General features: G+C 38.8%; 18 protein-coding genes, 1 tRNA gene and 1 pseudogene. 13 read left to right on the top strand and 7 right to left on the bottom strand.

The features are described from left to right. Window positions 1-175 precede the first annotated feature (175 nt). Window positions 176-370, top strand: coding sequence for a hypothetical protein (locus tag H6F39_RS16680; RefSeq protein WP_190397077.1), 195 nt, complete (start codon window positions 176-178; stop codon window positions 368-370). Between the two features lie 694 nt (window positions 371-1,064). Here H6F39_RS16680 and H6F39_RS16690 read toward each other — a convergent pair. The 4 genes from H6F39_RS16690 to sir all read right to left on the bottom strand — a co-directional run bounded on the left by H6F39_RS16690 (window position 1,065) and on the right by sir (window position 5,862). Beyond that, complete coding sequence (locus H6F39_RS16690) at window positions 1,065-1,733, bottom strand: Uma2 family endonuclease (RefSeq protein ID WP_190371514.1); 669 nt, start codon at window positions 1,731-1,733, stop codon at window positions 1,065-1,067. A 93-nt stretch (window positions 1,734-1,826) separates the two neighbouring features. After that, a complete protein-coding gene (locus H6F39_RS16695) occupies window positions 1,827-2,795 on the bottom strand; it encodes an SDR family NAD(P)-dependent oxidoreductase (protein ID WP_137906293.1) in 969 nt (322 codons plus the stop codon). Window positions 2,796-2,962: 167 nt separating this feature from the next. After that, window positions 2,963-3,835, bottom strand: coding sequence for an NAD(P)-dependent oxidoreductase (locus tag H6F39_RS16700; protein WP_137906292.1), 873 nt, complete (start codon window positions 3,833-3,835; stop codon window positions 2,963-2,965). A 113-nt stretch (window positions 3,836-3,948) separates the two neighbouring features. Next, the gene (gene sir / locus H6F39_RS16705) at window positions 3,949-5,862 is read right to left on the bottom strand and encodes a sulfite reductase, ferredoxin dependent (protein ID WP_137906291.1); all 1,914 of its coding nucleotides are present in this window, start codon (window positions 5,860-5,862) and stop codon (window positions 3,949-3,951) included. 177 nt (window positions 5,863-6,039) lie between these two features. Between sir and H6F39_RS16710 the strand changes: the two are divergent. Then, window positions 6,040-6,321, top strand: a pseudogene (locus tag H6F39_RS16710) (ADP-ribosylglycohydrolase family protein); the annotation flags it as partial. 52 nt (window positions 6,322-6,373) lie between these two features. Here the strand turns inward: H6F39_RS16710 and H6F39_RS16715 are convergent. Then, the gene (locus H6F39_RS16715; RefSeq protein WP_190371512.1) at window positions 6,374-7,384 is read right to left on the bottom strand and encodes a transposase; all 1,011 of its coding nucleotides are present in this window, start codon (window positions 7,382-7,384) and stop codon (window positions 6,374-6,376) included. Window positions 7,385-7,828: 444 nt separating this feature from the next. Between H6F39_RS16715 and H6F39_RS16720 the strand changes: the two genes are divergently transcribed. From H6F39_RS16720 to H6F39_RS16730, 3 genes are all read left to right on the top strand, one after another. Next, a tRNA-Arg gene (locus tag H6F39_RS16720) sits at window positions 7,829-7,902 on the top strand. An 87-nt stretch (window positions 7,903-7,989) separates the two neighbouring features. Continuing rightward, window positions 7,990-9,897, top strand: coding sequence for a 1-deoxy-D-xylulose-5-phosphate synthase (gene dxs, locus H6F39_RS16725; protein ID WP_137906290.1), 1,908 nt, complete (start codon window positions 7,990-7,992; stop codon window positions 9,895-9,897). Window positions 9,898-10,488: 591 nt separating this feature from the next. After that, a complete protein-coding gene (locus H6F39_RS16730; protein WP_190397075.1) occupies window positions 10,489-10,965 on the top strand; it encodes a DUF1499 domain-containing protein in 477 nt (158 codons plus the stop codon). Between the two features lie 333 nt (window positions 10,966-11,298). On the opposite strand, the gene typA is transcribed toward H6F39_RS16730, so the two are convergent. Continuing rightward, window positions 11,299-13,089, bottom strand: a complete 1,791-nt coding sequence (typA, locus tag H6F39_RS16735; protein ID WP_028084433.1) for a translational GTPase TypA — start codon at window positions 13,087-13,089, stop codon at window positions 11,299-11,301. A gap of 512 nt (window positions 13,090-13,601) precedes the next feature. Next, window positions 13,602-14,618, bottom strand: a complete 1,017-nt coding sequence (locus H6F39_RS16740) for a ribose-phosphate pyrophosphokinase (RefSeq protein ID WP_137906289.1) — start codon at window positions 14,616-14,618, stop codon at window positions 13,602-13,604. A gap of 511 nt (window positions 14,619-15,129) precedes the next feature. Here H6F39_RS16740 and H6F39_RS16745 point away from each other — a divergent pair. From H6F39_RS16745 to H6F39_RS16780, 8 genes are all read left to right on the top strand, one after another. Continuing rightward, the gene (locus H6F39_RS16745) at window positions 15,130-16,824 is read left to right on the top strand and encodes a serine/threonine-protein kinase (RefSeq protein ID WP_137906288.1); all 1,695 of its coding nucleotides are present in this window, start codon (window positions 15,130-15,132) and stop codon (window positions 16,822-16,824) included. A gap of 134 nt (window positions 16,825-16,958) precedes the next feature. After that, window positions 16,959-17,648: a dethiobiotin synthase gene (gene bioD / locus H6F39_RS16750; protein ID WP_236097040.1), complete on the top strand. Its 690-nt coding sequence runs from the start codon at window positions 16,959-16,961 to the stop codon at window positions 17,646-17,648. Window positions 17,649-17,727: 79 nt separating this feature from the next. After that, window positions 17,728-18,945 (top strand): M20 family metallopeptidase, encoded by a 1,218-nt coding sequence (locus H6F39_RS16755; protein ID WP_137906287.1) that lies wholly within the window; start codon window positions 17,728-17,730, stop codon window positions 18,943-18,945. A gap of 210 nt (window positions 18,946-19,155) precedes the next feature. Then, complete coding sequence (locus H6F39_RS16760) at window positions 19,156-19,920, top strand: helix-turn-helix domain-containing protein (protein WP_242028662.1); 765 nt, start codon at window positions 19,156-19,158, stop codon at window positions 19,918-19,920. Further along, window positions 19,820-22,552, top strand: coding sequence for a peptidase domain-containing ABC transporter (locus tag H6F39_RS16765; protein WP_190397073.1), 2,733 nt, complete (start codon window positions 19,820-19,822; stop codon window positions 22,550-22,552). Before H6F39_RS16760 ends, H6F39_RS16765 begins: the two co-directional genes overlap by 101 nt. A 104-nt stretch (window positions 22,553-22,656) precedes the next feature. Continuing rightward, window positions 22,657-24,159: an HlyD family efflux transporter periplasmic adaptor subunit gene (locus tag H6F39_RS16770; RefSeq protein ID WP_190371509.1), complete on the top strand. Its 1,503-nt coding sequence runs from the start codon at window positions 22,657-22,659 to the stop codon at window positions 24,157-24,159. A 79-nt stretch (window positions 24,160-24,238) separates the two neighbouring features. Beyond that, window positions 24,239-24,481, top strand: coding sequence for a hypothetical protein (locus H6F39_RS16775; protein WP_028084424.1), 243 nt, complete (start codon window positions 24,239-24,241; stop codon window positions 24,479-24,481). A 267-nt stretch (window positions 24,482-24,748) separates the two neighbouring features. Beyond that, window positions 24,749-25,453, top strand: a complete 705-nt coding sequence (locus tag H6F39_RS16780) for a peptidylprolyl isomerase (RefSeq protein ID WP_190397074.1) — start codon at window positions 24,749-24,751, stop codon at window positions 25,451-25,453. The last annotated feature ends 90 nt before the right edge of the window (window positions 25,454-25,543 follow it).

A 25,543-nucleotide genomic window follows, 5' to 3' on the forward strand; every position in this document is an offset into this window, starting at 1 on the left:
CTCTCATTTCTTGCTTTCTGAATAATAAATTTTTTAATCATCTTGAATTCGGACTCCTTAGGAAACTTTACTTTCTCACACCACCCCCCTTTTAATGATATGTATTCTCATTAAGCTTATTTCTCTTTAATTGATCGTTAGTTATTATGTACTACTATCTCTGCTTTTTTGATCTGTGACAGTTCAGGGTGCGGAATGTGGGTTAATTCATCTAGCATTACAAGAACTAATTCGCGCTCGTAAAAAGCGGAACTTACTTGATTTAAGTGGACAAATTCAATTTACTCCTGACTACGATTACAAAGCATTGCGAGAAAATCGAAATGTTTCTGATTTATACTTCCGTTTGGATGAATGTTTTACGCGATAAAACAGGAGTTGCACGTCAAAATCTCCAGACACTTATCAAAGATGAAAATATCTTTCTGACTCGATTTACCCAGATGGAATTATTACAAGGTTGTCGGGATGAAAGGGAGTGGATGTTATTGTAAACCTACCTGCAAGAACAAGACTATCTTGAAGCAACTGATAATACTTGGGTTTTCGCAGCACGAATTTATTATGATTTACAAAGACAAGGTTTAACTGTTAGAAGTAGTATAGATTGTTGTATTACCCAAATAGCAATAGAAACCCAGCTAACCCTAATTCATAATGATCGTGATTTTGAAACTATTCAACAAGTAAGACCTCTCTTATGTTTGCGTTTTCCATTTTCTGGAAATTAATAATTAGCACCAAATTAAAGGAGGTACAGGATGGTAATTTGTAAATTGTTGGTGGAATGCTGAAATTTTAATTGTCTGTGAATATTGAGATATTATAAAATACAGTTACACCAACAGTCAACAAATAACAACAAATAATTTAACGGATAATTTATTATCTAACATCCTAAAATCTGTACTTCTCATAGACAATCAAACAACAACGTCCTGATAGCGAAGCGTGGCGTTAGCCATAAATCTTTTAATCCTGGTTATCCTGATTCAGACAAAAAAAATCCTTAAATCCCCATTCGCAAGGGTTTAGCATTGCGATTTACCCTTACTTAATCACCTTTAAATACTATCAGGATCTACACCCAAAGCCTTTAATCTTTCCGCTAATAATTGAGCGCGTTCATCACCGGTCGCTAAAATTGTACCATCTTCGTAACACCAACGCAACCAAGAACTATGTCTACCTTCAAATTCTCCTGTCCATAAAGTTATACCTAATCCAATCTCATCTAACCAGTTGTTTGTCGTTTCTACATAACGTCTAGCTTTGAGAGTGTAAATTCTTAAAACCTGTTCTCCTAATTGTTGATTTGGGTCATAGACAATATAGTAAGATACCCGCATTTGTTCATAGATTTTCAGTTTATTCGCTAATTCCTCACCTTTTTGATTAGAGACAATTTCGATGACAACTTCGGGTGATTTACCAAATTTCCAAACTAGGTAACAACGGTTTTGTTTTTCCCACCAATTTTCAGGAACTTCAACATCAAAACTGATAAATACATCAGGAACTATAGCGGGTTCACCATAAGTATGATAAATACCAAAATTGGCTTCAGCTAAAAAAACCTGATTTTTAAAAGCACTGTAAAGAGAACCAACTAAAAGACGTTGTTGTTTAGCCGATGCGAGATTATCCACGGGTGTATCATCTTCGGTGACTAGCAGGTTGACATCTGGTACATCACAATTATCAATATCATTGATTAAAAGTTGGTTAACCATGATTTTATCCACTACTTGAGGACTTTTTATTCATTGTATACTATTTCCCTAAAAATTAAGATCACAATAGACTCTTGTAAAAAATCCCAATTCCTAAAACCTACTACCAATCATCAAGAAGAAAATCACAAACCAAGGTATGGTGAAATCAGGAATTAACCAAGCATAATTTCTTAAAAAAGGTATAGCCATTGGTAAAATAAACCGCAAAGAACGTAAAGATACAGGACGATTACCATTTTGATCTACAATTCCATATCTCTTGGCAACTTCAGCGACAATTTGAATTTTACCTGTATACTTGATAATATTAGCATCAGATGCTAAACTAGCGATCGCTCTGCCAGTAAATAATGGTGTTTCCCAATTATAACCATCAGCAAATAATGAAGAATTACCATTTTCTGAACTCTGTTCTTTGGCAAAATTTGTAATCTGTTCCGTACCCACAATACCCGGATAAATAGCCAGAGAACTTACATTATATTGTTTTAATTCCTTAGCCATATCTGCGGCTAATCTATCACAAGCACTTTTTCCCACACCATAAGGAACACTAAAAATATAAGACATTCCTCCCCAGGAAGAAATAGTAAAAATAACCCCTTTTTTGCGTTTGGTCATCATTCTTGCAGCATAAATACTAGCCACATAATGACTTCTTAAACCTACATTATTAGCAGCATCCCAAAAACCCGGTTCTGATTCCCAAAACGGCTTACCAAAGGCTGTTCTTAATGCTTGTACTCCGCCATAAACATTATTAACTAAAATATCTAATTGACCATTTTGTTCGCTCTCAATACGTGCAAAAAGTTGACGAATTTGCTCATCATCACTATGATCAACTTGTACAGGAATACAAACCCCACCAGCTTCGATAACAGCGGTTTCAGTTTCCCGTAAACTACCGCCAAAATGCTCATAATTATTGGGTTCAAAAGTGCGCCCGGTAATATACACAGTAGCACCTGCTTCACCTAAACCCACAGCAATTCCCTTACCAATACCTCTAGTAGCACCTGTAACTAAGGCTATTTTCCCTTGAAGATTTTTACTCATTTTTTTTATTTACATTTTATTGACAGCCAGAGATTTTAATATGATTTTAAGTAGGTGAACGGAAAAAAACCGACATAAGTAACGAAAAGTAAAGTTTCCCAAAACCTGTTAAGAGTTCCCTGTTAAGAGTTCCCTTGTCATAACGACAATTTTTAACGCCAACCTACTTAATATGATTTTAATATTTCTAATTCCTCGCGCACAGATAATGGATTATAACCTAAAGCAAAAGCCTTTGAACTATCTAAAGAAACATCTTTTGGTCTAGGTGCTGCCATTTTCACATCTTCTTGAAAACAGGATTTTAATTGATCATCTGGAAATTGCCAGATTTCAGCTAATATTTTCCCAAAATCATAACGAGAAATTCTTTCTTTTCCACCTAAATGAATAATCCCATGCACCTTTTCTAAAGCTAACAATAAACCTTTGGAGGCTGTATTTGCACTAACCGGAGTGCGAAATTCATCTATAAATAAATTGAGTTCTTTTCCCTCTTTCAATACTTGCATAAATTGCTGAATAAAGCTTTTTGCTGTCGGTGTTTCCTTGCCAAACATTAACGGCATTCGACAAATAGCCCCTTGGGGATATACTTTTAATATACCTGCTTCAGCCGCAACTTTTTGCTCACCGTAAATATTTACCGGAGATACTGAATCTATTTCTCTATAAGGTGCATTTAAACCATCAAAAACCAAGTCAGTAGAGGTAAAAGCAAAAGGTAAAGAATTATCCGCACAAAGTCCAGCCAGATCACAAGATGCCGTAACATTGATATTATAGGATTCCTGGGGATTTATTTGACAATAATTAGGTTGAGATTGGGCTGCTGCGTGAATTACTGCATCGGGTTTGATATGATTAAATAAGCCCTTTAATTCCTGGAAGTTAGTCAAATTCACCTTCACCATTTTGATATCAGGTATTTCTAAAAAATGGCTATAATATGTACCATAAACTTCCCATTCTCGTTTTGCTAATTGGCAAAGATGCCAACCTAGAAAACCGCTAACACCCGTAATTAAGAGTTTTTGCATATATCTTTCCTTCCTGGTGAATCTTAGCATCTCTGCAATAAAAACCATACCATCATTAATCTAATCCCACGCAAAAAATTTGCGTCTTTGCGTGAGAATATCTACTTATCTACTTATGAATCTTGGAAATACTTCTCCAAAGCCTCATGTACTAAATCAGTCATCGGCCGCGATTGTTTTTCAGCAGTTTCCTTGAGTTGCTGATAAAAATCATCCCGTAGACTTACCCTATGACGTGATTTACCGCTGCTAGTAGGATCTCCTGGTGTGTAATTAGCCACAAATTCCCTAATGGCATCAAAACCCATTCTGTCACAAAAATCGCCAAAACTTTCTTTGGGTGTGCGGGATTTTTTAAAGAAAACAAAAATCGGTTCTAGGAAACTTTCAATATCATTGTGATGCAGTTTTTCCACAAAAGGTTGGGCTAAACGAGTTTGATTTGGTGAACCACCTAACCACACTTGATAAGATTCCACACCACTACCCACAAAACCTAATTCTGCCATATAAGGACGAGCGCAACCATTAGGGCATCCAGTCATCCTGACCACAAAATGGTCTTTTTGTAAACCCAGTTGATCTAATAAAGCCCGGATTCTTGTTAAAATTTCGGGAATGGCTCGTTCTGATTCTGTAATTGCTAAACCGCAGGTAGGTAAAGCCGGACAAGCCATAGCATAGCGTGTTAATGCTGCTATTTGGTTGGGATCTGCTACAACGCCGCAGTTGTCGAGAATCTCTTGAATGGCTTCCTTATGCTCCGGTGCAATATCGTAAAAAATCAGGTTTTGATTACCTGTTAAGCGAATGGGGAGATTAAATTGTTCAACAATTGTCCGCAAAGCGGTTTTGAGTTGCAATGTCTCATCATCTTTTACACGCCCGTTATCAATGGAAATACCTACAAAGAGCTTACCATCTCCCTGTTCATTCCAGCCGAGAAAGTCTTTATATTTAAACTGGATTAGAGGTTTAAACGGTTCGAGAGGTTTACCAAAGTATTCTTCTACCTTGGTGCGGAATTTATCTACACCCCAATCATTAATTAAGTATTTTAGTCTTGCGTGTCGTCTGTCCGTGCGATCACCATAATCTCGCTGTGTAGCAATTATAGCTTTCACCAGATTATATACATCATTTTTGCCTACGTAGCCAATGGGATCAGCAATTCTGGCAAAGGTTTCCTCTTTGTTATGGGTTCTACCCAAACCACCACCAGCGAAGATATTAAATCCTGCTAATGCACCTTTTTTATTGGTAATTACTACCAAGGTCAAATCTTGGGAATATAAATCAACGGAATTATCCCCAGGAACCGTCACGCAAACTTTAAATTTCCGGGGCATATAATGAGTTCCATAGATAGGTTCTACGGAATCATGAAAAATAGTACCATTACCGTTACTTTGTCGCGCTGCTTTGACATCTGGATGTTCTTCGGCGCTAATGGCTTTTTCCCCATCTAACCAAATCTCATAATAAGCGCCAGTTTGGGGAGAAAGCAAATCAGCGATATTTTGGGCATATTCCCAAGCATATTGGTATTCTGAGCGATTTTTAAAGGGGGCTGGAGGAGCCATAACATTGCGGTTAATGTCACCACAAGCACCCAAAGTTGAACCAAGATTCTGGATAATTGTAGCGATCGCCGTTTTCAGGTTCTTTTTTAAGATACCATGTAATTGAAAACCTTGGCGAGTAGTGGCTCTGAGGGTATGATTACCATATTCATCAGCCAGTTTATCCAAGGCTAAATATAGCTGTGGTGGTATTAACCCACCGGGACTTTTTGTCCGCAGCATCATTTGGTAATCTTTTTCCTGTCCCTTGACGCGGTTATCACGGTTATCTTGTTGATAAGAACCATGGAACTTGAGAATCTGAATTGCGTCTTCACTAAAGTGGGTGGTATCCTGAAGGATTTCAGTTGCCACGGGTTCACGCAAAAAGTTACTATTTTCTTTGATACCTTCTACTTTAGAAGGTTTACGGTTAGTAACAAAAGAAGCAGCAGAGTTAACCATTACGGTAGATACGTTTCTGAATAAAGCGGTAGATGAAACCGAAATTAGGCAATTAATAGCACTTATTGGGCTAATTAAACTACTTGAATTTGGTCGGAATTATGAATATTATTTTAATAATAACATGATCAGAGGCCAGCCTGATCATTGACATAAATTACCATTTTAGATCAACGCGGTAAAATTGCCGAATTACCTGATAACCAAATTAATTCAGGCGGTTATGTAATTGATACTCTAGAAGCATCTATTTGGTGTTTATTAACTAGCTCATCTTACACTGAGTCAGTTCTCAAAGCTGTTAATTTAGGGGGAGATACAGATACTACGGCTGCAGTGACTGGTGGGTTAGCGGGAATTTATTACGGTATAGAAAATATTCCCCCGGAATGGGTTGAAAAAATTGCTCGCCAACAGGATATTATTGATTTATCTAATCGTTTTGCGGCAATTTTATAAAGCAGCGGTTAGAGTAGAAAACTACTCCAACCAGCAAATATCACCATTGTCTTTAAACTAAGGACAATGAGTAAACCTGACCATCAATTAACAGTCGCGTAATTCCCTTGGCTTGTAGATGGTTACTAGCCTTATGAAGAACTTGACTGTCAGGAACTTTGATAACGCGATCGCGCTTTGTCGAAAAGCGTTTAGCTACTCTATGATTATCAAAAATGGGCAGAGTTTTCTGTTGATTTTCCAGACTGGGAATGAGACCTAAATCACCAAAATCCTTGAGTGGCCGGGTAATTAATTCCGCAGAGCGGTCAATTACTAAATAGCAGGTTTTTGGTAAATGGGCAACTGACAATGGTAAAACTTGAACAGATGCTTCTCCATTTTTCCGTCTAGTAACCAGAGGTTTGGGAGCTTCATAGTCCTCGTCCTCAAAGTCCTCCTCATCATCATACAAATCATCATCTAAATCATCATCATCTAAATCATCAGGTTCATCCAGCAAATCTTCATCCAAAATTTCCGCAAACAGACTTGGCTGTGAACGTCGAGTTTGCACCTCCAACTTAGGTTTGGGAATAATTGGCGTTTCTGTGGGCTTATGTCTGACAATTTCCAGTTCCTTGATAACTGGAGATTCTTTTATGACCGGAGGCTGGGGTTGTTCCACCGCTGAGGAGCGTGTTTTTACCCGCCTATTAGCCGGAATATCTTCAGGAAAATCAGGATCACCATCTACTTTTGCTGCTATGATCAGCTTTTCCGGTTCTGGCGTTGATAACTCCTCACCACTGCTCAAGCCGGTAGACGCTTCTAATAGCAATAGTGGTTGGTTCAACAGCGGTAACTGATCATAACTTACCTGCGCTCTACCCTCAGGGGTTCTAGCAGCGCGTTTTAAAGATACGAGATATTCGTATTCCTCTTCTGGTAAAGTACTTTTGAGCAGTCTGCTAATTGTGGAATTGCTCACACCATAGCGTTCTGCTAAAGTGGAAGTTGTTTCCGCACTTTCTCGATATAACTTGAGAATTTCTTGTTTGTCAGAATCTGTTAGTTTTCTCACGGTAGACACCAAAATTTGTTAAGTTTGTTTGCGTCCACGGTCTTGGCGTTGAATACTCAATGATACTTCGTATTCTAGAACTATGGACCGGAATCACACGCCAATAAACACTTAGAATACTCCTCACAAGGGCTTTGTTGATAAAGAATATGTAGTTTTCTTTAGAGCATTACCATAGGGTATAATTACTTAATTATTTGAGAAAGATAATTTGCCATTAACCTGGATACAAAACCAGAGTAAAATTCGGGAGTTGCATTTAATTTATATTATATTCATAGGCAATTACTCCTTAACATCACAATATATCTGAATATCGGATCTATTTTGTTTCCTAGTGTACCTCAACTCACCAATCACTTGCATCTTCTGACTGGAATCAGGAAATTTTAAATTTCCTCTTGCCTATTTGGAGAATATTAGATATAATGGTGAAGGCTTCATGGGTACGTAGCTCAGTTGGATAGAGCATCCGCCTTCTAAGCGGACGGTCACAGGTTCGAGTCCTGTCGTACCCGTTGTCATCACGTCAGATTTTAGAGGCCACCGGAAGTGGGATAATAAAATTATGCCAAAAGAAGAGTTAGAGAGGAAAAGCTGATAATATGCACTTGAGTGAAATCACCCATCCTAACCAGTTGCATGGTTTGTCAATTCGACAGTTAGAACAAATTGCTCGTCAAATTCGTGAGAAGCATTTACAAACCGTAGCCGCCTTTGGCGGGCATTTGGGTCCTGGTTTGGGTGTGGTAGAATTAACACTAGGGCTTTACCAAACCTTAGATTTAGACCGGGATAAGGTAATATGGGATGTCGGTCATCAAGCTTATCCTCACAAACTAATCACCGGACGCTACAGCAACTTCGACACTCTCCGCCAAAAAGACGGCGTTGCAGGTTATCTTAAACGCTGCGAGAATAAATTTGATCATTTTGGTGCAGGACACGCTTCTACAAGTATTTCCGCTGCCTTGGGTATGGCTTTAGCCCGTGACTTGAAAGGGGAAAAATTTAAAGCCGTTGCTGTCATTGGTGACGGTGCTTTAACTGGAGGTATGGCTTTAGAAGCTATTAACCACGCTGGTCACCTGCCAAAAACTAATCTCCTGGTGGTTCTTAACGACAATGAGATGTCTATTTCTCCCAATGTAGGTGCAATTCCTCGTTATCTCAATAAAATGCGTCTGAGTCCACCAGTACAGTTTCTCTCAGATGGTATTGAAGAACAGTTAAAACATCTTCCTTTTGTGGGTGAGTCTCTTTCCCCAGAACTAGAACGCATTAAAGAAGGAATGAAGCGTTTAGCAGTTCCTAAAGTAGGTGCGGTTTTTGAAGAATTGGGTTTTACCTATATGGGTCCAATTGACGGACATAATTTAGAGGAGTTAATTACTACATTCCAACAAGCACATCAAATTACTGGTCCTGTTTTGGTTCACGTAGTCACAACTAAGGGTAAAGGCTATGAAATAGCGGAAAAGGACCAAGTAGGATATCATGCCCAAACTCCCTTTAATTTGGCTACTGGTAAAGCAATTCCTTCTAGTAAACCTAAACCTCCTGCTTACGCTAAGGTCTTTTCTCACACCCTAGTTAAATTGGCGGAACAAAATCCCCAAATCGTCGGTATCACAGCTGCAATGGCTACTGGTACGGGTTTAGATAAACTACAAGCTAAACTACCTCATCAGTATATTGATGTAGGAATTGCGGAACAACACGCTGTGACTTTAGCCGCAGGTTTAGCTTGTGAAGGTATGCGTCCTGTCGCTGCTATCTATTCCACTTTCTTACAACGTGCTTATGACCAAATTATTCACGATGTTTGTATTCAAAACCTACCCGTATTCTTCTGTTTAGATCGGGCAGGTATTGTTGGTGCTGATGGTCCGACCCACCAAGGTATGTATGATATTGCTTATCTACGTTGTATTCCCAATATGGTGGTAATGGCTCCCAAGGACGAAGCAGAATTACAACGGATGGTGGTTACTGGCATTAACTACACAGATGGACCTATTTCTATGCGCTTTCCCCGTGGTAATGGTCACGGTGTCCCTTTAATGGAAGAAGGTTGGGAAGCTTTGGAAATCGGTAAGGGGGAAATTATCCGTCAAGGTGACGATGTTTTAATCGTCGGCTATGGTACAATGGTCTACCCAGGAATGCAAGCTGCCCAAATTCTCAGCGAACATGGGATTGAAGCTACTGTAATTAATGCCCGTTTTGTCAAGCCTTTAGATACCGATTTGATTTTACCATTGGCTAAACAAATTGGCCGGGTTGTCACTTTGGAAGAAGGTTGTTTAATGGGTGGTTTTGGTTCTGCGGTAGCTGAAGTTTTACTTGATGCTGATATTCTAGTTCCTGTCAAACGAATTGGTGTACCTGATATTTTGGTAGATCATGCCACACCTGACCAATCTTACACAGAATTAGGCTTGACTGGTGACCAAATTGCAGCAACAGTTTTACAAGCTTTCTTTAATAAGGAATTAGTTGCTGTGAAATAACTCACAATTGTAGAAACGTTCTTAGGAATGTAGGGGCAATTGCTCACCCCTACATTAAAGATATTACAAGCGTATCCATGGACGAACTCAAGTGAGGATCAGAATTAGGACAAACGAATATCCAAGGTTAATTTTAGATATAAAAAACCCTCGGATTTTACACCTCAATAATAGCATAAAAAGTCAAGAGGTCAATACCCTAGTAACTTCGTTCAATTATTGATAGTATTCTCAATATTATTGAGAATGACCTAGCTATATTCTCGATAAACATGATAGTGGGATTTTTTTTAAAAAAAATATTTAAAAAACTTATGAGTTTTTCGTAAAACTCCAATGGTGCTTTAATTAAACTTATATCATCTTTTTTGTCACCGTATATATGAAAAAATATTCATATTTCCACCCAAATACACTTATATTATCTGCAACTAGATCCGTGATAAACTCCTGCTGTGCCTTATTGAAAAAAGCGAGATAATACATACCAAAGCTAGTAAAATCGTGAAAATTCAAATTTGCCTAACTTGCCAAAATGTATCTCAAGCTAATAAAATAGCTGAAGTTGCAGCATATAACATCAAACAAATAATGTCCAATTTAACAACTATCAACCGACTACAAAATATTATTTTTTCGCTATTTCTAGCTCTGATGATGATTTTAATAGTTCCTGGGACTAGTTGGGCTTCTAGCTTGGGAGTGGAGTCAGGTTCTTTGAAACCTTGTCCAACTTCTCCTAACTGTGTTGTTAGTCAAAATGCTGATACTAAACACAGTATTCAACCCATTACTTATCATGTAGCGCGAGATCAAGCTAGAGAAACCTTGCTAAAAGTTCTCACTGTTGTTCCCCGCACAGAAGTTATAGAACAAGCAGATAATTATATTCATGCTATTTCTAAAAGCCGCATTTTCAAATTTGTTGATGATCTAGAGTTTTATTTCCCTAGCAATGAGTCGGTAATTCATATCCGTTCCTCATCTCGTGTTGGAGATTCTGATTTTGGTGTCAACCGCACCCGCTTAGAGCAAATTCGTTTAGCTTTAAAGGATTTAAATATTTAATTTAACCTTTTAACCTCTTTTCTCTGTGTCTGGAATAGTTATATAAAATACATTTAAAATGCTCCATACACAGAGTCAGATTAAAAAATAAAAAAAAATAAAAATATAACCCCTTTGGATCATAACTAAATAATAGCAGAAAAAAATGTCAATATCAATGGCTGAAAAAACCTATTTCCGTAAAATTATTGATAATATTCTCAAGATTATTGAGAATAGCAACTGACTATTGCAAAAGTGGAAATTTTATAAAAATGGATATTTGAAAAAGTTATCTTTCTGAATCAACGCAGATTAATAAATCAGGGTGGGAAAACCCCACCCCTACAGATATTAGCGTTTGACCAATTTCTTGGACATTTTGCGGAGACGAATAGATTCCGGTGTTACCTCGACCAATTCATCTTGAGCAATGTATTCTAACGCTCGTTCCAAACTCATATCTATGGGTGCTTGTAACTGCACAAGTTCATCACCACCCGCCGCGCGATGGTTAGTTAACTGCTTGGTTTTACAAACGTTCAATTCTAGGTCTTGGGGACGATTATGTTCACCAATAATCATACCTCTGTAAACCTTAGTTCCAGGACTGATAAAGAATGCGCCTCTATCTTCACAGTTTTTCATGGCGTAGAAGGTAGAAACACCTTCTTCAAAGGAGATTAAAACGCCTTTGTTGCGGGCTTCAATATCGCCAGAAAGTGGACGATAATCAAGGAAGCTATGGTTCATGATACCTTCACCGCGAGTCATTCGCATGAATTCACCTCGGAAACCAATTAAACCACGGGCAGGAACGATAAATTCTAATTGGGTGCGGTCTCCACCTCCGGGCTGCATATCTTGCATTTCCGCTTTTCGTTGTCCCAACCGTTCGATACAGCTACCAACAGCATCGGCGGGAACGTCTAAAGCCAGAAGTTCAAAAGGTTCGCAAGGCTGACCGTTAACTGTACGATAAATTACCTGCGGCTGAGATACTTGAAATTCAAAACCCTCACGGCGCATGGTTTCTATTAATATCCCTAAGTGTAATTCACCACGACCGGAAACTAAAAATTTATCAGGAGAGTCCGTTTCTTCAACGCGCAATGCCACATTAGTTTCTAATTCCCGGAATAAGCGATCGCGTATTTGGCGAGATGTTACCAGTTTACCCTCTTGACCTGCAAAAGGGGAATCATTCACCCAGAAGGTCATTTGTAAAGTTGGTTCATCTACCTTAATTAAGGGTAAAGCCAGGGGTTCATTAGGATCTGTAATAGTTTCACCGATGTAAGCATCAGCAAAACCAGCAACTGCTACAATATAACCTGGGGTAGCTTCTTCCATATCTACCCGTCTTAAACCTTCAAATCCCATTAATTTGGTAATTTTACCCTTGACAATATTACCACTTTCTGTTACTAGAGCCGCTTGTTGTCCGGCGCGGATAGTACCATTGTGGATTTTACCAATGACAATTCGTCCTAAATATTCAGAATAATCGAGAGTAGTAACTTGCAGTTGCAGAGGTTTATTAGGGTCTCCCACAGGTGCGGGGACATGGCGGAGAACCGCATCAAATAGAGGCTGCATATCTACTGATTCCGCTTCTAAACTTTCTTTAGCGAAACCTGCCATCCCGGAGGCAAATAGGTATTTAAAGTCACATTGGTCTTCATCCGCCCCTAATTCTAAGAACAGATCCAAAACCTTGTCAACAGCAACGTGGGGGTCAGCTTGTCCGCGATCAATTTTGTTAATCACGACAATAGGCCGCAGACCTTTTTCCAAAGCTTTTTTAAGTACAAAGCGGGTTTGGGGCATTGGACCTTCATTGGCATCAACAATGAGCAAACAACCGTCCACCATACCGAGTACCCGCTCTACCTCCCCGCCGAAGTCAGCGTGTCCAGGGGTATCAACAATATTGATGAGAGTTTCTTTGTAGCGAACCGCTGTATTTTTAGAAAGAATAGTAATGCCTCGTTCCCGCTCCAAAGCGTTCGAGTCCATGACACAATCCGGAACGTCTTCGCCTTCGCGGAAAATGCCGGACTGTTTGAGGAGAGCATCAACTAGGGTGGTCTTACCATGGTCAACGTGGGCGATAATGGCGACGTTACGAATTGGGAGCGTCATAGATGGTTGTGGTAAACTTGAGGGTTTTTAGAAGAAGTCTTGGGCTGGGGTCTTTTAACAGAAGTGGGGATACTTTGCCAGTTCTGTAACGAACCTTTAATAATTATAGCGTAATTGCCACAAATATTATTATTTTGATAATAAATATCAAGACCATGGTTTAGCTTGAAGAGTGGTCGTGAGGGTTAATCAACAGTAAGCCAAAAGCTAATAATATTCAGATTGGAGATCATTTTTTAACTGCTGGTATACCATTATAGCATCTTGAATATCAATACTTCCAGCCCGCGATCGCCTACTAATTATCACAGTAATATCCACATCAGCAATAGCAGCAATAAATACATCATGTTTAACCTAGGATTGCATAAACCAACCACCCAATCTGAACCTATTTCCGTAACGTAACATTTAACCAAAGCACTGCTATATTAGAAATACTAGCGAGATACAAAAAATGAAGAACGAACCGTTTCATCCTTCATAAATTGATATTTATATTTATTTGTTGATTAACGGAATAAACTACTGAGTGAGGTATCTTCGTGAATGCGCCAAATTGCTTCTCCAAGTAGATTAGCGACTGAAAGCGTAACTAATTGGGGGAAGCGGTTGTTTTCAGGAATGGGAATAGTGTTAGTGACTATGACTTCCTCAAATACCCCACTGGATAACCTCTCAATTGCTGGTGGAGAAAACACAGCATGAGTAGCACAGGCATATACCTGACTTGCTCCTTCTTGACGCAGTAACTTAGCTCCTTCAGTAATCGTACCACCAGTATCAATCATGTCATCTACTAATATAGCGGTTTTACCTTTAACATCACCAATAATATTTAATACTTCGGCGACATTATGAGCCTGACGGCGTTTGTCAATAATTGCCAGTGGTGCATCATTTAACTTTTTGGCAAATGCTCTGGCCCGTGCTACTCCACCCACGTCCGGGGAAACAACAACAATATCCTGTAGTTCTTTGCTAATGAGATAATCCAGAATTACTGGTGAACCATAGACATGATCAAAGGGGATATCGAAATAACCCTGTATTTGCGCTGCGTGTAAATCCATAGCCAGAACTCGATTAGTACCAGCCTCTGTGATCAAGTTAGCGACTAACTTAGCAGTGATTGATTCTCTTCCGGCGGTTTTTCTGTCAGCGCGAGCATAACCATAATAGGGAATTACTGCTGTTATCTGTCGTGCAGAAGCTCGACGACAGGCATCTATCATAATTAGTAATTCCATTAAATGGTCATTAACGGGTTGACAACATGGCTGAATTAAATAGACATCACAACCGCGAATTGATTCTTGGATTTGAACATACAGTTCTCCGTCCGCAAATCTTTTGCGAATCATCGGACCCAAGTCCATTCCCAGGTAACGAGCCACTTCTTGGGATAATGCCATGTTAGCAGAACCAGAAAACAATCGCAAGCGATTATTGTCGGGTAGTCCGGTTGTCATTGGTTGGACTGGTAAAGTTGCAGAACTCAGCACAGCAGATTCTCGAAGTACATTCATAGTATCATTAGAGATTGAGCAAATTTAACTGAAATGGAGTAAACAAACAAATAATAGTGATCTTCACGTTAGCTCTAGGGTGGTACAACAGCTATCATTAAAAGCAACGAATGTGCAAACAATTATTTTATGATACTTGTTACCAATTAATGAACTAGTAAATTGAAGATTAAATATTTATGTTATAAATCAGAAAAACCTAGCAAAATTAGCTGGTCGCCGAAAAACCATATCATTTAAGGATTAAACAGCCATTTTGACTGTTGCTGCTATAATGGTTGATTTTGTCACCCCCAATTATAGCTGCTACTATGTTGGACGCATCCTGACTAAAGGCAGAATACAAGAATAGAATAATGCAAGACTCATTTCTAGTATACACTTTCTTTTAGGCAGGTTAGCTGAGGAAATTTACAAAAAGCCACAATTGAGACACTTGAAGTCCTATTGTGGATGGATGATATTTTGGCTAAATTCTAAGTCAGTAGCTATTATATTCAATTAATAGACCATGCAATCACCGATTACAGTTGGTACTATTCTCCAAAATCGTTACCACATTATCCATATTATTGGACAAGGGGGATTTGGTAGAACCTATCTAGCAGAAGACCAAAGGCGCTTTAGTGAGCTTTGTGTCCTCAAAGAGTTAATTGCTCCAGTTATGGGAACATCTGCTGGTGGAAAGGAACAAGAGTTATTTGAGCGCGAGGCTGCTATATTGTATCAAATACAGCATCCACAAGTTCCCAAGTTTCGAGAGAAATTTGCCCAAAATGAAAGATTGTTTTTGGTGCAAGATTTCGTAGTTGGTAAAACTTACCGCCATTTATTGAACGAACGCCAAAAGCTTGGGACAGCTTTTACAGAGGTAGAAGTATTACATTTACTACGCTTTTTGTTGCCTGTTCTCAGCTACATTCACGGTCAAGGAATTATTCATCGTGACATCTCTCCAGAGAACGTTATTTTACGGGAAAGCGATTCTTTACCTGTATTAATTGACTTTGGCGTAGTCAAGGAATTAGCTACTAAATTACAGTCTTCCAGCCCTAGTTCGGTGACAACTGTGGGAAAATTAGGTTACGCGCCTAGTGAGCAAATGCAAACGGGTAGGGTATATCCTAGTAGTGATTTATATGCGTTGGCTGTGACGGCCATAGTTTTGTTGACTGGGAAAGAACCAGGGGATTTATTTGATGAACAACAACTGAGATGGAATTGGCAAATATGGGTGAATGTGACACCAGGATTTGCTGAGATTCTCCAGCGAATGTTGTCTCATAAGCCGGGAGACCGTTATCAAAGTGCTACTGATGTTACTCAAGCACTGCTAAATGTAGACCATGGGAACGTACCCGCCCCTAATAATCTATCTTACCTACGAACTATCGCTGTCGGTAATCGTCCTGAACCGAGATCAAAAATACCTAAACAGCCAGAAATTTCGGCTTCTAGTCAAAGTGCGTCTATTTTAGATCATCCTTTGGTGTTGGGAGTAATTGGTTTTATTGTGATTATTTTAGCGGGATTTGGTTCTTGGACATTTGTAAATTCACTTAAAAAACAGCCTCGTTCTGCGCCGGAAATTACAACAACGCCACAATCCTTTCCTTCACCCGTTATTCCCAGTGGTAACAAATTAACACCAAGCCCTAGATCTACAGATACCAATAGTGAACCTGTTATTATTCGCCAACGTCTCAAATTAGACAAGTCTAATACGGCAGAATTGGAGGGAATTATCAGGAAAAATGATTTAATTCAATATACTTTGGAGGCTAAAGCTGGGGAAAAATTAACTGTATCTGTAAATAAAGATAGTGGTATTGTCATGAGGATTTTTAATCCTAATGGTGAAATAATTAATACTCAATATCAACAATCTACTTCCCATGAGGGAATATTGCCTGATAGTGGCAGATATATTATTCAATTGGGTTTATCTAGTGAAGAGTCCCAGGCTAGTTATAGCTTAAACGTGGCTTTAGAACCACCAAAGCCTCTGGAAACCCCTACCCCGACGCAAACCTCCACCCCGACGCAAACCCCCACCCCAATAGAAACCCCCACCCCGACGCAAACCTCCACCCCGACGGAAAGCCCCACCCCAATAGAAACCCCCACCCCAATAGAAACCCCCACCCCAATAGAAACCCCCACCCCAATAGAAACCCCCACATCAGAATTTAATGGGACTAATTAACGCTAAATTATGAAAAGAACCTCAGAACTGACCCAAAACAGCAAGTAGGGGTAATTCATGAATTACCCCTACGCAATGACAGGGTTTTCAGCCTACTTTTTTACGCATTAAGTCATCATTTCTAGCAAAAAACATTGTTGAAAACTTTACTGATTACGGGAACTGATACAGAAGCGGGTAAAACTGTTGTCACAACGGCTTTAGCCGCTTATTGGCAAAAATATTATCCTCAGCGCAGTTTGGGGATTATGAAGCCAATTCAATCGGGTATGGGAGATAGGGAACTGTATCAAACTCTGTTTAGTCTTGAACAGTCGCCAGCAGAAATTACACCTTTGTATTTTCAAGCACCTTTAGCCCCACCTATAGCCGCTGCTAAGGAAAATCGCCAAGTTGATTTGGCCATAGTTTGGCGAACTTTGTTAGCTTTACAAAAACAACGTGATCTGGTATTGATTGAATCTTTGGGGGGTTTAGGTTCACCGGTTACTGATGAGTTAACAGTAGCTGATTTAGCAGGAGAATGGCGATTACCGACAATTTTGGTTGTACCTGTGAGATTGGGAGCGATCGCAAATGCCGTTGCTAATGTAGCATTAGCTAGACAAACTAAAATCGCCCTCCGTGGTATTGTTCTTAATTGTATCCAACCGCGACAGGAGGAAGAAATTGCTGATTTAACTCCAGTCAGGTTAATTCAATCATTGACAAATATACCAGTTTTAGGTTGTGTTCCCTATGTCGAAAATCCCCAAGATTTAGAAAAACTTGCCGAAATTGCTGCTGGTTTGGATTGGGAAACATTATATGCCAATCCTCAATAATTTCTCAACAAAGAAATACCCGACTTCTTAAAGAAGTTGGGGATATTAAATTTTCAAGTTTTAGCTTTTAGGTAATAATATGGTTTCTACATTTCCTCTGGCTTCAACAGTAAATCTCAAAAATGTGCGGTTAGAAATTCGGGCTTTACAACCGCAATTAGTCGAGTGGAGACGACAAATTCACCAAAAACCAGAATTAGGTTTTCAGGAAAAAATCACCGCTGAATTTATTTCCCAAAAGTTGCAAAATTGGGGAATTGAACATCAAGTGGGAATTGCTCAAACGGGAATTGTGGCTATTATTAAAGGGGAAAAATCTGCCTCTGGTAAAGTATTAGCAATTCGGGCTGATATGGATGCTTTACCTATTCAAGAACTCAATGAAGTTCCCTATTGTTCTCAACGGGAGGGGATAATGCACGCTTGTGGACATGATGGACATACAGCGATCGCTCTCGGTACAGCCTATTATCTCCATCAGCACCGTCAAGAATTGAACGGAACTGTAAAAATTATCTTCCAACCCGCAGAAGAAGGTCCAGGTGGCGCAAAACCCATGATAGCAGCAGGTGTACTGAATAACCCTAATGTTGATGCTATCATCGGTTTACATTTATGGAATAATCTGCCTTTAGGGACAGTGGGAGTCCGCCCTGGGGCATTAATGGCCGCTGTGGAATTGTTCCGCTGTACCATTTTCGGTAAAGGTGGACATGGAGCAATTCCCCATCAAACCGTAGATTCTTTAGTGGTAGCGGCGCAAATAGTCAGTGCTTTACAAACCATTGTCTCCCGTAATATTAACCCCCTTGATTCGGCAGTTGTGACAGTAGGAGAACTACACGCAGGGACGGCAGTTAATGTCATTGCTGATACCGCAAAAATGGGCGGAACCGTGAGGTATTTTAATCCTGATTTAGCAGGTTTTTTTAAAGAACGCATAGAAAAAATTATTGCGGGAATTTGTCAAAGTCACGGTGCAAATTATGACTTAGATTATATCCATCTTTATCCACCTGTGATCAATGATGCAGACATAGCTGCATTAGTGCGTTCAGTAGCCCAGGAAGTGATAGAAATCCCCATTGGTGTATTCAGTGAATGTCAAACCATGGGCGGGGAAGATATGTCATTTTTCTTACAAGAAGTTCCTGGTTGTTACTTTTTTCTGGGTTCTGCAAATGCAGAGAAAAAATTAGATTATCCTCATCATCATCCCCGATTTGATTTTGATGAAACCGCTTTACCTATAGGTGTGGAAATGTTTGTGCGTTGTGTAGAAAAGTTTTTTGCTTGAAAACTCCCAGAAGAAAAGAAGGTTTCTCTAGATATTTTACGTAAGTCCTAATTCATACTAAGTTCTGGAAGCAGAGCCAAAAGAATACCATTCCCAGTCTCCGACTGGGAACGAGAATAGTGTAAATATGTAAATATTTTATAAATTGCTAGTATTATAATTCACTTGTTACCTTAAAATACAAAAAAGTCTCATTTTAAAAGAGATAAGATGGCTGCTGGCTTTTATTTTGACAATTTTGAACCATTTATGCAATATCAATGGACAAGTGGTACAAGTAGTAATAGTCTGGGAGACAATTCTTTAGGTAGCTTTTTATCAGATTTTCAACGGCAGATGCTGTTAAAATCATTACAAGAAAACTGCTCTCAATCCCAGCGTCAACGGATTCAAATTATGTTACTAGCGGACGAGGGGATAACTCAAGCAGAAATTTGTCAAATTTTGGGGTGTTGTCCCGCAACTGCTAGACATTGGATACACATAGCTCGTCAGGGAATGGCGCATCAATGGCAAGATAGTCGGATTGGTCGCCCTAAATCAGTTAGTGATGAGTATTTACAACGTTTAAAAGAATTATTATACAGTAATCCTCGTGATTATGGTTATATTTATCAACACTGGACATTAAATCGCTTGCAGAAACATCTCTACCAAGAATTTAGCTTTAAAGTGAGCGATCGCCATTTTAAGCGAATTTTCAAACAAATGGGCTTATCCACTCGGACAAAATCCAGCCATAACGAACAAAATAGCCCAAAATCAGCCGCAGAACCCAAAATAGCCATTGCTGACCTCAAAAAAGCAAATACCGCCGATTCCTCCGAAATTATACCTATTAATTTTCACAAAGCAGTAAAGGATTCAGACATTTATGGCGCACAATATCTCCGCTCAATTAGTATCTCTGGAACAAATCAACAATACCTTGGGGTATTCACTGACCGCAGAAGAATTTTATCACTATCTTCCTGAACTTCAACCTATCAACCCTAAAGTCGGCAAATTCTGGACAGGAAAGAATGTTGAACCGGGCATTTACATCATACTTACAGGCAAAGTCAGACTATTAGATGATAACGACGAATTAATTACTACCCTAGAACCTGGAGCATCCTTCGGTGAATTTACCTTATTTACCCAATCTCAATTTCCACCTTATGCAGCCAGAGCTTCAGCAAATTTACAGTTATACTTCTTGCCAGAAAAGTTACTATTGCCATTAATAGCCAAGTATCCCCAAATTCGAGAACATTTATGGCAGAAAGCATACTCCCCAGAAACGCAGATTATACAAGCAGATTATACACCGCTCAAACCAAACCCACCAGAGAACGACAATTCAAATTCAGATTCAACCCCTTATCTAACCTCACAATCAAAAGAATCAAAAATTAATAAAGCCTATTTTCCCAGTCCCAGACAACGGGTGGGGCATTTATGGCAAAGAGTGACAGGACGCTATCCATTCTTTGCTCAACAGAGTGGTTCTGACTGTGGAGCAGCTTGTTTAGTCATGGTGTCCAGGTATTGGGGGAAACGTTTTAGTGTAAATCGTCTCCGTGATATTGCCAATGTAGACCGCAATGGTGCATCCTTACGAGGGTTATTAACAGCAGCAGAAAGTCTAGGTTTTGCGACTAGACCCGTCAAAGCTAGTTTAAAGCAGTTAGCAAAGCAAAAATTACCCGCCATTGTTCACTGGGAAGGCAAACATTACATAGTTGTCTACGAAATTACCCCTAAATATGTAATTGTGGCCGACCCCGCTATTGGTCAACGTACCCTCACCCATAAGGAATTTAACCGCGACTGGACTGGTTATACATTGTTGTTACAACCGACAGCAATGCTCAAAGAAACGAAAGAGACATCTACACCTTTTTGGCAGTTTTTCGAGTTAATAAAACCCCATTCCTTAGTCATGTTGGAAGTATTTATCGCTTCCATATTTATCCAGATATTTGGCTTAATTACCCCCCTATTTACCCAATTAATTTTAGATCGGGTAGTGGTGCAACGGTCAGAACTGACCCTGACAACAGTAGGAATAGGATTGTTAATTTTTAGCCTTTTTCGGGTAGCCATGACCGGTTTAAGGCAATATCTTTTAGATCATACAGCCAATCGCATAGACTTAGCATTAATTGTCGGTTTTATTCGTCATGCATTGCGTTTACCCCTGAGTTTTTTTGAGACTCGTTATGTGGGTGATATTATTTCTCGTGTGCAGGAAAACCGCAAAATTCAACGCTTTTTATCGGGTGAAGCATTATCAATTCTCCTAGATTTATTCACCGTCTTTATCTATGTAGGCTTGATGTTTTGGTACAGTTGGAAAATGGCATTATTAGCTTTAATAATTGTCCCACCCTTTGCCTTATTAGCCTTAATTGCCACACCCTTTTTACAAAGGATTTCCAGAGAAATATTCAATGCAGTTAACCAAGAAAGTAGTTACTTAATAGAAGCTTTAACTGGTGTGCGAACAGTCAAAGCCACAGCAGTAGAACAAACAGTAAGATGGCATTGGGAAGAGTTATTAAATAAAGAGATAAAAACCAACTTTTCCGGGCAAGTTATCGGCAATCGTTTACAAATTTTTAGTAACACAATTGAAGCAATAGCTACCACAGCTTTATTATGGTTTGGGGCATATTTAGTAATTCATAATCAGTTAACTGTGGGACAACTAGTAGCATTTAATATGCTGCTGGGTAATATTATTAATCCCTTCCAACGGTTAATTGTCCTCTGGAATGAATTGCAGGAAGTTGTGATTGCAGTAGAAAGAATTAACGATGTTTTAGACACAGAACCAGAAGAAGACTTACAAAATCAATCACGGCAGAATTTACCACCAATTCAGGGGCATATTCGCTTTGAAAACGTCACATTTCGCTATCATCCAGAAAGCGATATTAATATATTAGAAAACCTCAGTTTTGAAATCAAACCCGGACAAATGGTAGCCTTAGTGGGACGCAGTGGCTCAGGAAAAACCACCATTTCTAAATTAGTTATCGGCTTATATCCCCCCACAGACGGTAAAGTTTTAATTGACGGACAAGATATTACCAGTCTTTCCTTGCGTTCTTTTCGACAACAAATTGGTGTGGTTGACCAGGACACATTTTTATTTGGTGGGACAATTCGAGAAAATATCAGTTTAGGACATCCAGGAATACCTTTATCAGAAGTAATTGCAGCAGCAAAAATGGCTGGTGCTGATGAATTTATCAAAAAATTACCCATGGGTTATGAAAGCCAAATTGGTGAAGGTGGAGGTTTATTATCTGGTGGACAAAGACAGAGAATAGCCATTGCTAGAGCATTATTAGGTAATCCCAAATTATTGGTTTTAGATGAGGCAACTTCTCACCTAGATACCGAATCAGAAAGGATAATTCAACAGAATTTTAACACAATTCTCAAAGGAAAAACTACTTTAATAATTGCCCATCGTCTTTCCACCGTGCGAAATGCTGATTTAATTTTGGTACTAGATAGAGGTGTGTTAATTGAAAGTGGTACTCATGAAGAATTAATGGCTAAAAAAGGACATTATTTCTATCTAAATCAACAGCAATTACAAACACTAACGTAGGTTGGGTTGAGCCATAGCGAAACCCAACAATGATTTAACAATGATTATAGTTGGGTTTCTTTAACCCAACCTACAATAAATTCATACTAAGAAAAAGGTGCATCATGACAAGTACATTAAATGGGAATATCACAAAATCTGATGATAATTTATCACCAGAATTACCAGAAATTACCAATGAAGATTGGTCGGAAATTACCAAAGAATCACTTGATAGTTTACCCCAGGTTTGGACGCGAGGACTATTATATCTTTTAGTCTTAATTGTCTCCATAGTTTTACCTTGGTCTTTGCTATCTAAAGTAGACGAAACTGGTACAGGAAGAGGACGTATTGAACCTAAAGATAAAACCGTGAAATTAGATGCGGCTGTAGGGGGAACAGTTGCCGAAATTCAAGTTAAAGAAGGTGAAACAGTCAAAGCCGGACAAACTCTATTATTATTAGAATCGGCATTAGTCAAATCAGAATTACGTCAAGTTCAAGATAAATTGGAAGGACAATTAAACCGACTTTCTCAGTTAAAATCCTCTAAAAATCAGTTAATTGTCTCCTTAGCAACCCAACAACAACAAAATCAATCTCAACAATTAGAAAAACAAGCACAAATTGAGCAAGCACAACAGAATATTAATACCCTAAAAAATGCCTATCAATTTCAGAAAGAAGAAAGATTATCTCAACTTAATCAAGCGCGACAAACCCTAACTAATAGTCAAACTACTAATCAATTAGCAGAGAGTAGCTTATTAAGTAGTCAGCGAGAAGTAAAACGCTATAGTCAACTCAGACAACAGGGAGTAATTCCAGAAATTAATTTAGTAGAAAAGCAAGATATCGCTAAGGAAAAGCAAAAATTATATGCACAAAGCCAATCAGATATTCAACAAGCTAAGTTACGTTTAGCAGAACAACAAAGCAGTTATGAGCGAAATTTGCGCCAATCTCATGCCGATATTGAACAGGCCAAATTGCGACTGGGAGAACAGCAAAGAAGCTATCAAACTTTAACCCTTTCTGGTCAGTCAGCAGTGTTAAAAATTGCCGAACAGCAGAAAAGTTTAGATACAGATATTAGTTCCCTCAAATCAGATATTTCTCAAACTAAACGCCAAATTGATGCCTTAAAATTTCAGTTAGGACAGCGAGAAATTAAAGCTTCTGTCAATGGGATATTATTTCAACTACCAATTCAAAAACCCGGCTCAGTTGTGCAAATAGGGACAATGGTGGCCGAAATTGCTCAAGATAATTCACCCTTAATAATCCGAGCGCAAATGGCAACTACAGATAGTGGTTTTTTGCGGTTAGGATTACCAGTAAAGCTCAAATTTGATGCTTATCCGTTTCAGGATTATGGTATTATCTCAGGAGAGTTAATTAAAATTTCTCCTAATACGATAGAGATAGATACAGCCAATGGCAAAGTAGCCGCTTATAACTTAGAAATTTCTCTCAAAAAAAGTTGTATTCCCACTGCTAATAAATGTATTCCTTTGCGTCCAGGGGATACAGCAACCGCTGAGGTAATTGTCCGTCAGCGACGAATTATTGATTTTCTACTTGACCCCTTTAAAAAATTGCAACAAGGAGGAGTAAAATTGTAGAAAATTCATAGTAGTTAGTTAATAACACGAAAAACAAAATCAGGTATTATTACTGTTTGTATTTTTGAGGGATACCCAGATGAGTGAAGCAACACTTTCCATATCAATTACTGAATTAATCCCAATGTTGACTGCGATAGCGGAACGTAACTGGGAAAAATTCAAGGAAGTTGAGAAACAATTTGTCTCACGACACGGTATAGAGGAATGGGAAGAATTTTTTGCTTTCCGTCTCAAACCATCACTAGACAAGGATTCTGACCAATGGTTATTAGCGCATTGGTGTAGTGAGGGTATTATCTCGGTAAAAAATGTAGCTTGATTATCTCCCGTTCCGATACTCTGTATGGGAACAAGAAACAAATCGAATTATCCCCCTTCCCTCGTTCCCATACTCTGTATGGGAATGAATTACGGAAGGCTCTGCCTTCATTAATACTAGGTCATGGAGGCAGAGCCTCTAGGTAGCATTCCCAGTCTCTGACTGGGAACGAGAAACGAGAAGGGGGGAAACGATTAATTCAGTCCCCTCCCCTTGCTAAGGGGAGGGTTAGGGTGGGGTATAATTTATGTATTTAAGGAGCAAATTATGTCAGAAAGCATCACCATTACCCAATCAGATATTTTACAACAAATTAAATTATCCTGTAAAATACCTGAGTTAGTTGAGCAAATTATCAGCCGAAAAGTGATTATAACTGCTGCGGAAGAAGCAGGGATAAAAGTAGAAGTTGAAGAATTACAAAAAGCAGCGGATTTTCTGCGATTAAATAATGACCTGACCAGTGCTAATGACACTTGGAAATGGTTAGAAAAACATAGTTTATCTATAGATGATTTTGAAGATATAGTCTATACTGGTGTGGTTACTGGTAAGTTAAGCAAACATTTATTTTCTGATCAAATCGAACCTTTCTTCTTTGAAAATCAGCTAAATTATGCTGGTGTGGTCATGTATGAAGTTGTATTTAATGATGAAGATCTAGCAATAGAACTTTTTTATGCAGTCAAAGAAGGAGAAATGAGTTTTTATGATGTAGCTCACCAATATATTCAAGATATAGAATTACGTCGTCAGGGGGGATATTTAGGAGTATTAAATCGTCGGGATTTAAAGCCAGAAATATCTGCTGCTGTCTTTGGTGCGAAACCCCCACAGGTAATTAAACCGATAATTACTTCTAAGGGAGTACATTTAATTTTTGTTGAGGAGATTATTCAGCCGGAATTGAATGATAAATTGCGTCAGCAAATTGTCAGCGATTTACTATTACAGCACTTCCCGGTGTTATGAGGTACAGTAACAACAATTAGTGAACCAATTTTTTAAATGTTGAGGATTCATCAAATCGAGAGCAACAGAAATAACTTTATCAACTATTTC

It is taken from the genome of Dolichospermum sp. FACHB-1250 (assembly GCF_014696335.1).
In the GTDB taxonomy this organism is placed as follows: Bacteria; Cyanobacteriota; Cyanobacteriia; order Cyanobacteriales; family Nostocaceae; genus Dolichospermum; species Dolichospermum planctonicum.

Coding starts and splice junctions, on each gene's coding strand:
- H6F39_RS16770 (WP_190371509.1), top strand. CDS start 22,657: ATGACAAGTACATTAAATGGGAATATCACAAAATCTGATGATAATTTA.
- sir (WP_137906291.1), bottom strand. CDS start 5,862: ATGGTTAACTCTGCTGCTTCTTTTGTTACTAACCGTAAACCTTCTAAA.
- typA (WP_028084433.1), bottom strand. CDS start 13,089: ATGACGCTCCCAATTCGTAACGTCGCCATTATCGCCCACGTTGACCAT.
- H6F39_RS16700 (WP_137906292.1), bottom strand. CDS start 3,835: ATGCAAAAACTCTTAATTACGGGTGTTAGCGGTTTTCTAGGTTGGCAT.
- H6F39_RS16695 (WP_137906293.1), bottom strand. CDS start 2,795: ATGAGTAAAAATCTTCAAGGGAAAATAGCCTTAGTTACAGGTGCTACT.
- dxs (WP_137906290.1), top strand. CDS start 7,990: ATGCACTTGAGTGAAATCACCCATCCTAACCAGTTGCATGGTTTGTCA.
- H6F39_RS16760 (WP_242028662.1), top strand. CDS start 19,156: ATGGCTGCTGGCTTTTATTTTGACAATTTTGAACCATTTATGCAATAT.
- H6F39_RS16740 (WP_137906289.1), bottom strand. CDS start 14,618: ATGAATGTACTTCGAGAATCTGCTGTGCTGAGTTCTGCAACTTTACCA.
- H6F39_RS16765 (WP_190397073.1), top strand. CDS start 19,820: ATGGCGCACAATATCTCCGCTCAATTAGTATCTCTGGAACAAATCAAC.
- H6F39_RS16690 (WP_190371514.1), bottom strand. CDS start 1,733: ATGGTTAACCAACTTTTAATCAATGATATTGATAATTGTGATGTACCA.
- H6F39_RS16745 (WP_137906288.1), top strand. CDS start 15,130: ATGCAATCACCGATTACAGTTGGTACTATTCTCCAAAATCGTTACCAC.
- H6F39_RS16730 (WP_190397075.1), top strand. CDS start 10,489: ATGTCCAATTTAACAACTATCAACCGACTACAAAATATTATTTTTTCG.
- H6F39_RS16780 (WP_190397074.1), top strand. CDS start 24,749: ATGTCAGAAAGCATCACCATTACCCAATCAGATATTTTACAACAAATT.
- H6F39_RS16755 (WP_137906287.1), top strand. CDS start 17,728: ATGGTTTCTACATTTCCTCTGGCTTCAACAGTAAATCTCAAAAATGTG.
- H6F39_RS16775 (WP_028084424.1), top strand. CDS start 24,239: ATGAGTGAAGCAACACTTTCCATATCAATTACTGAATTAATCCCAATG.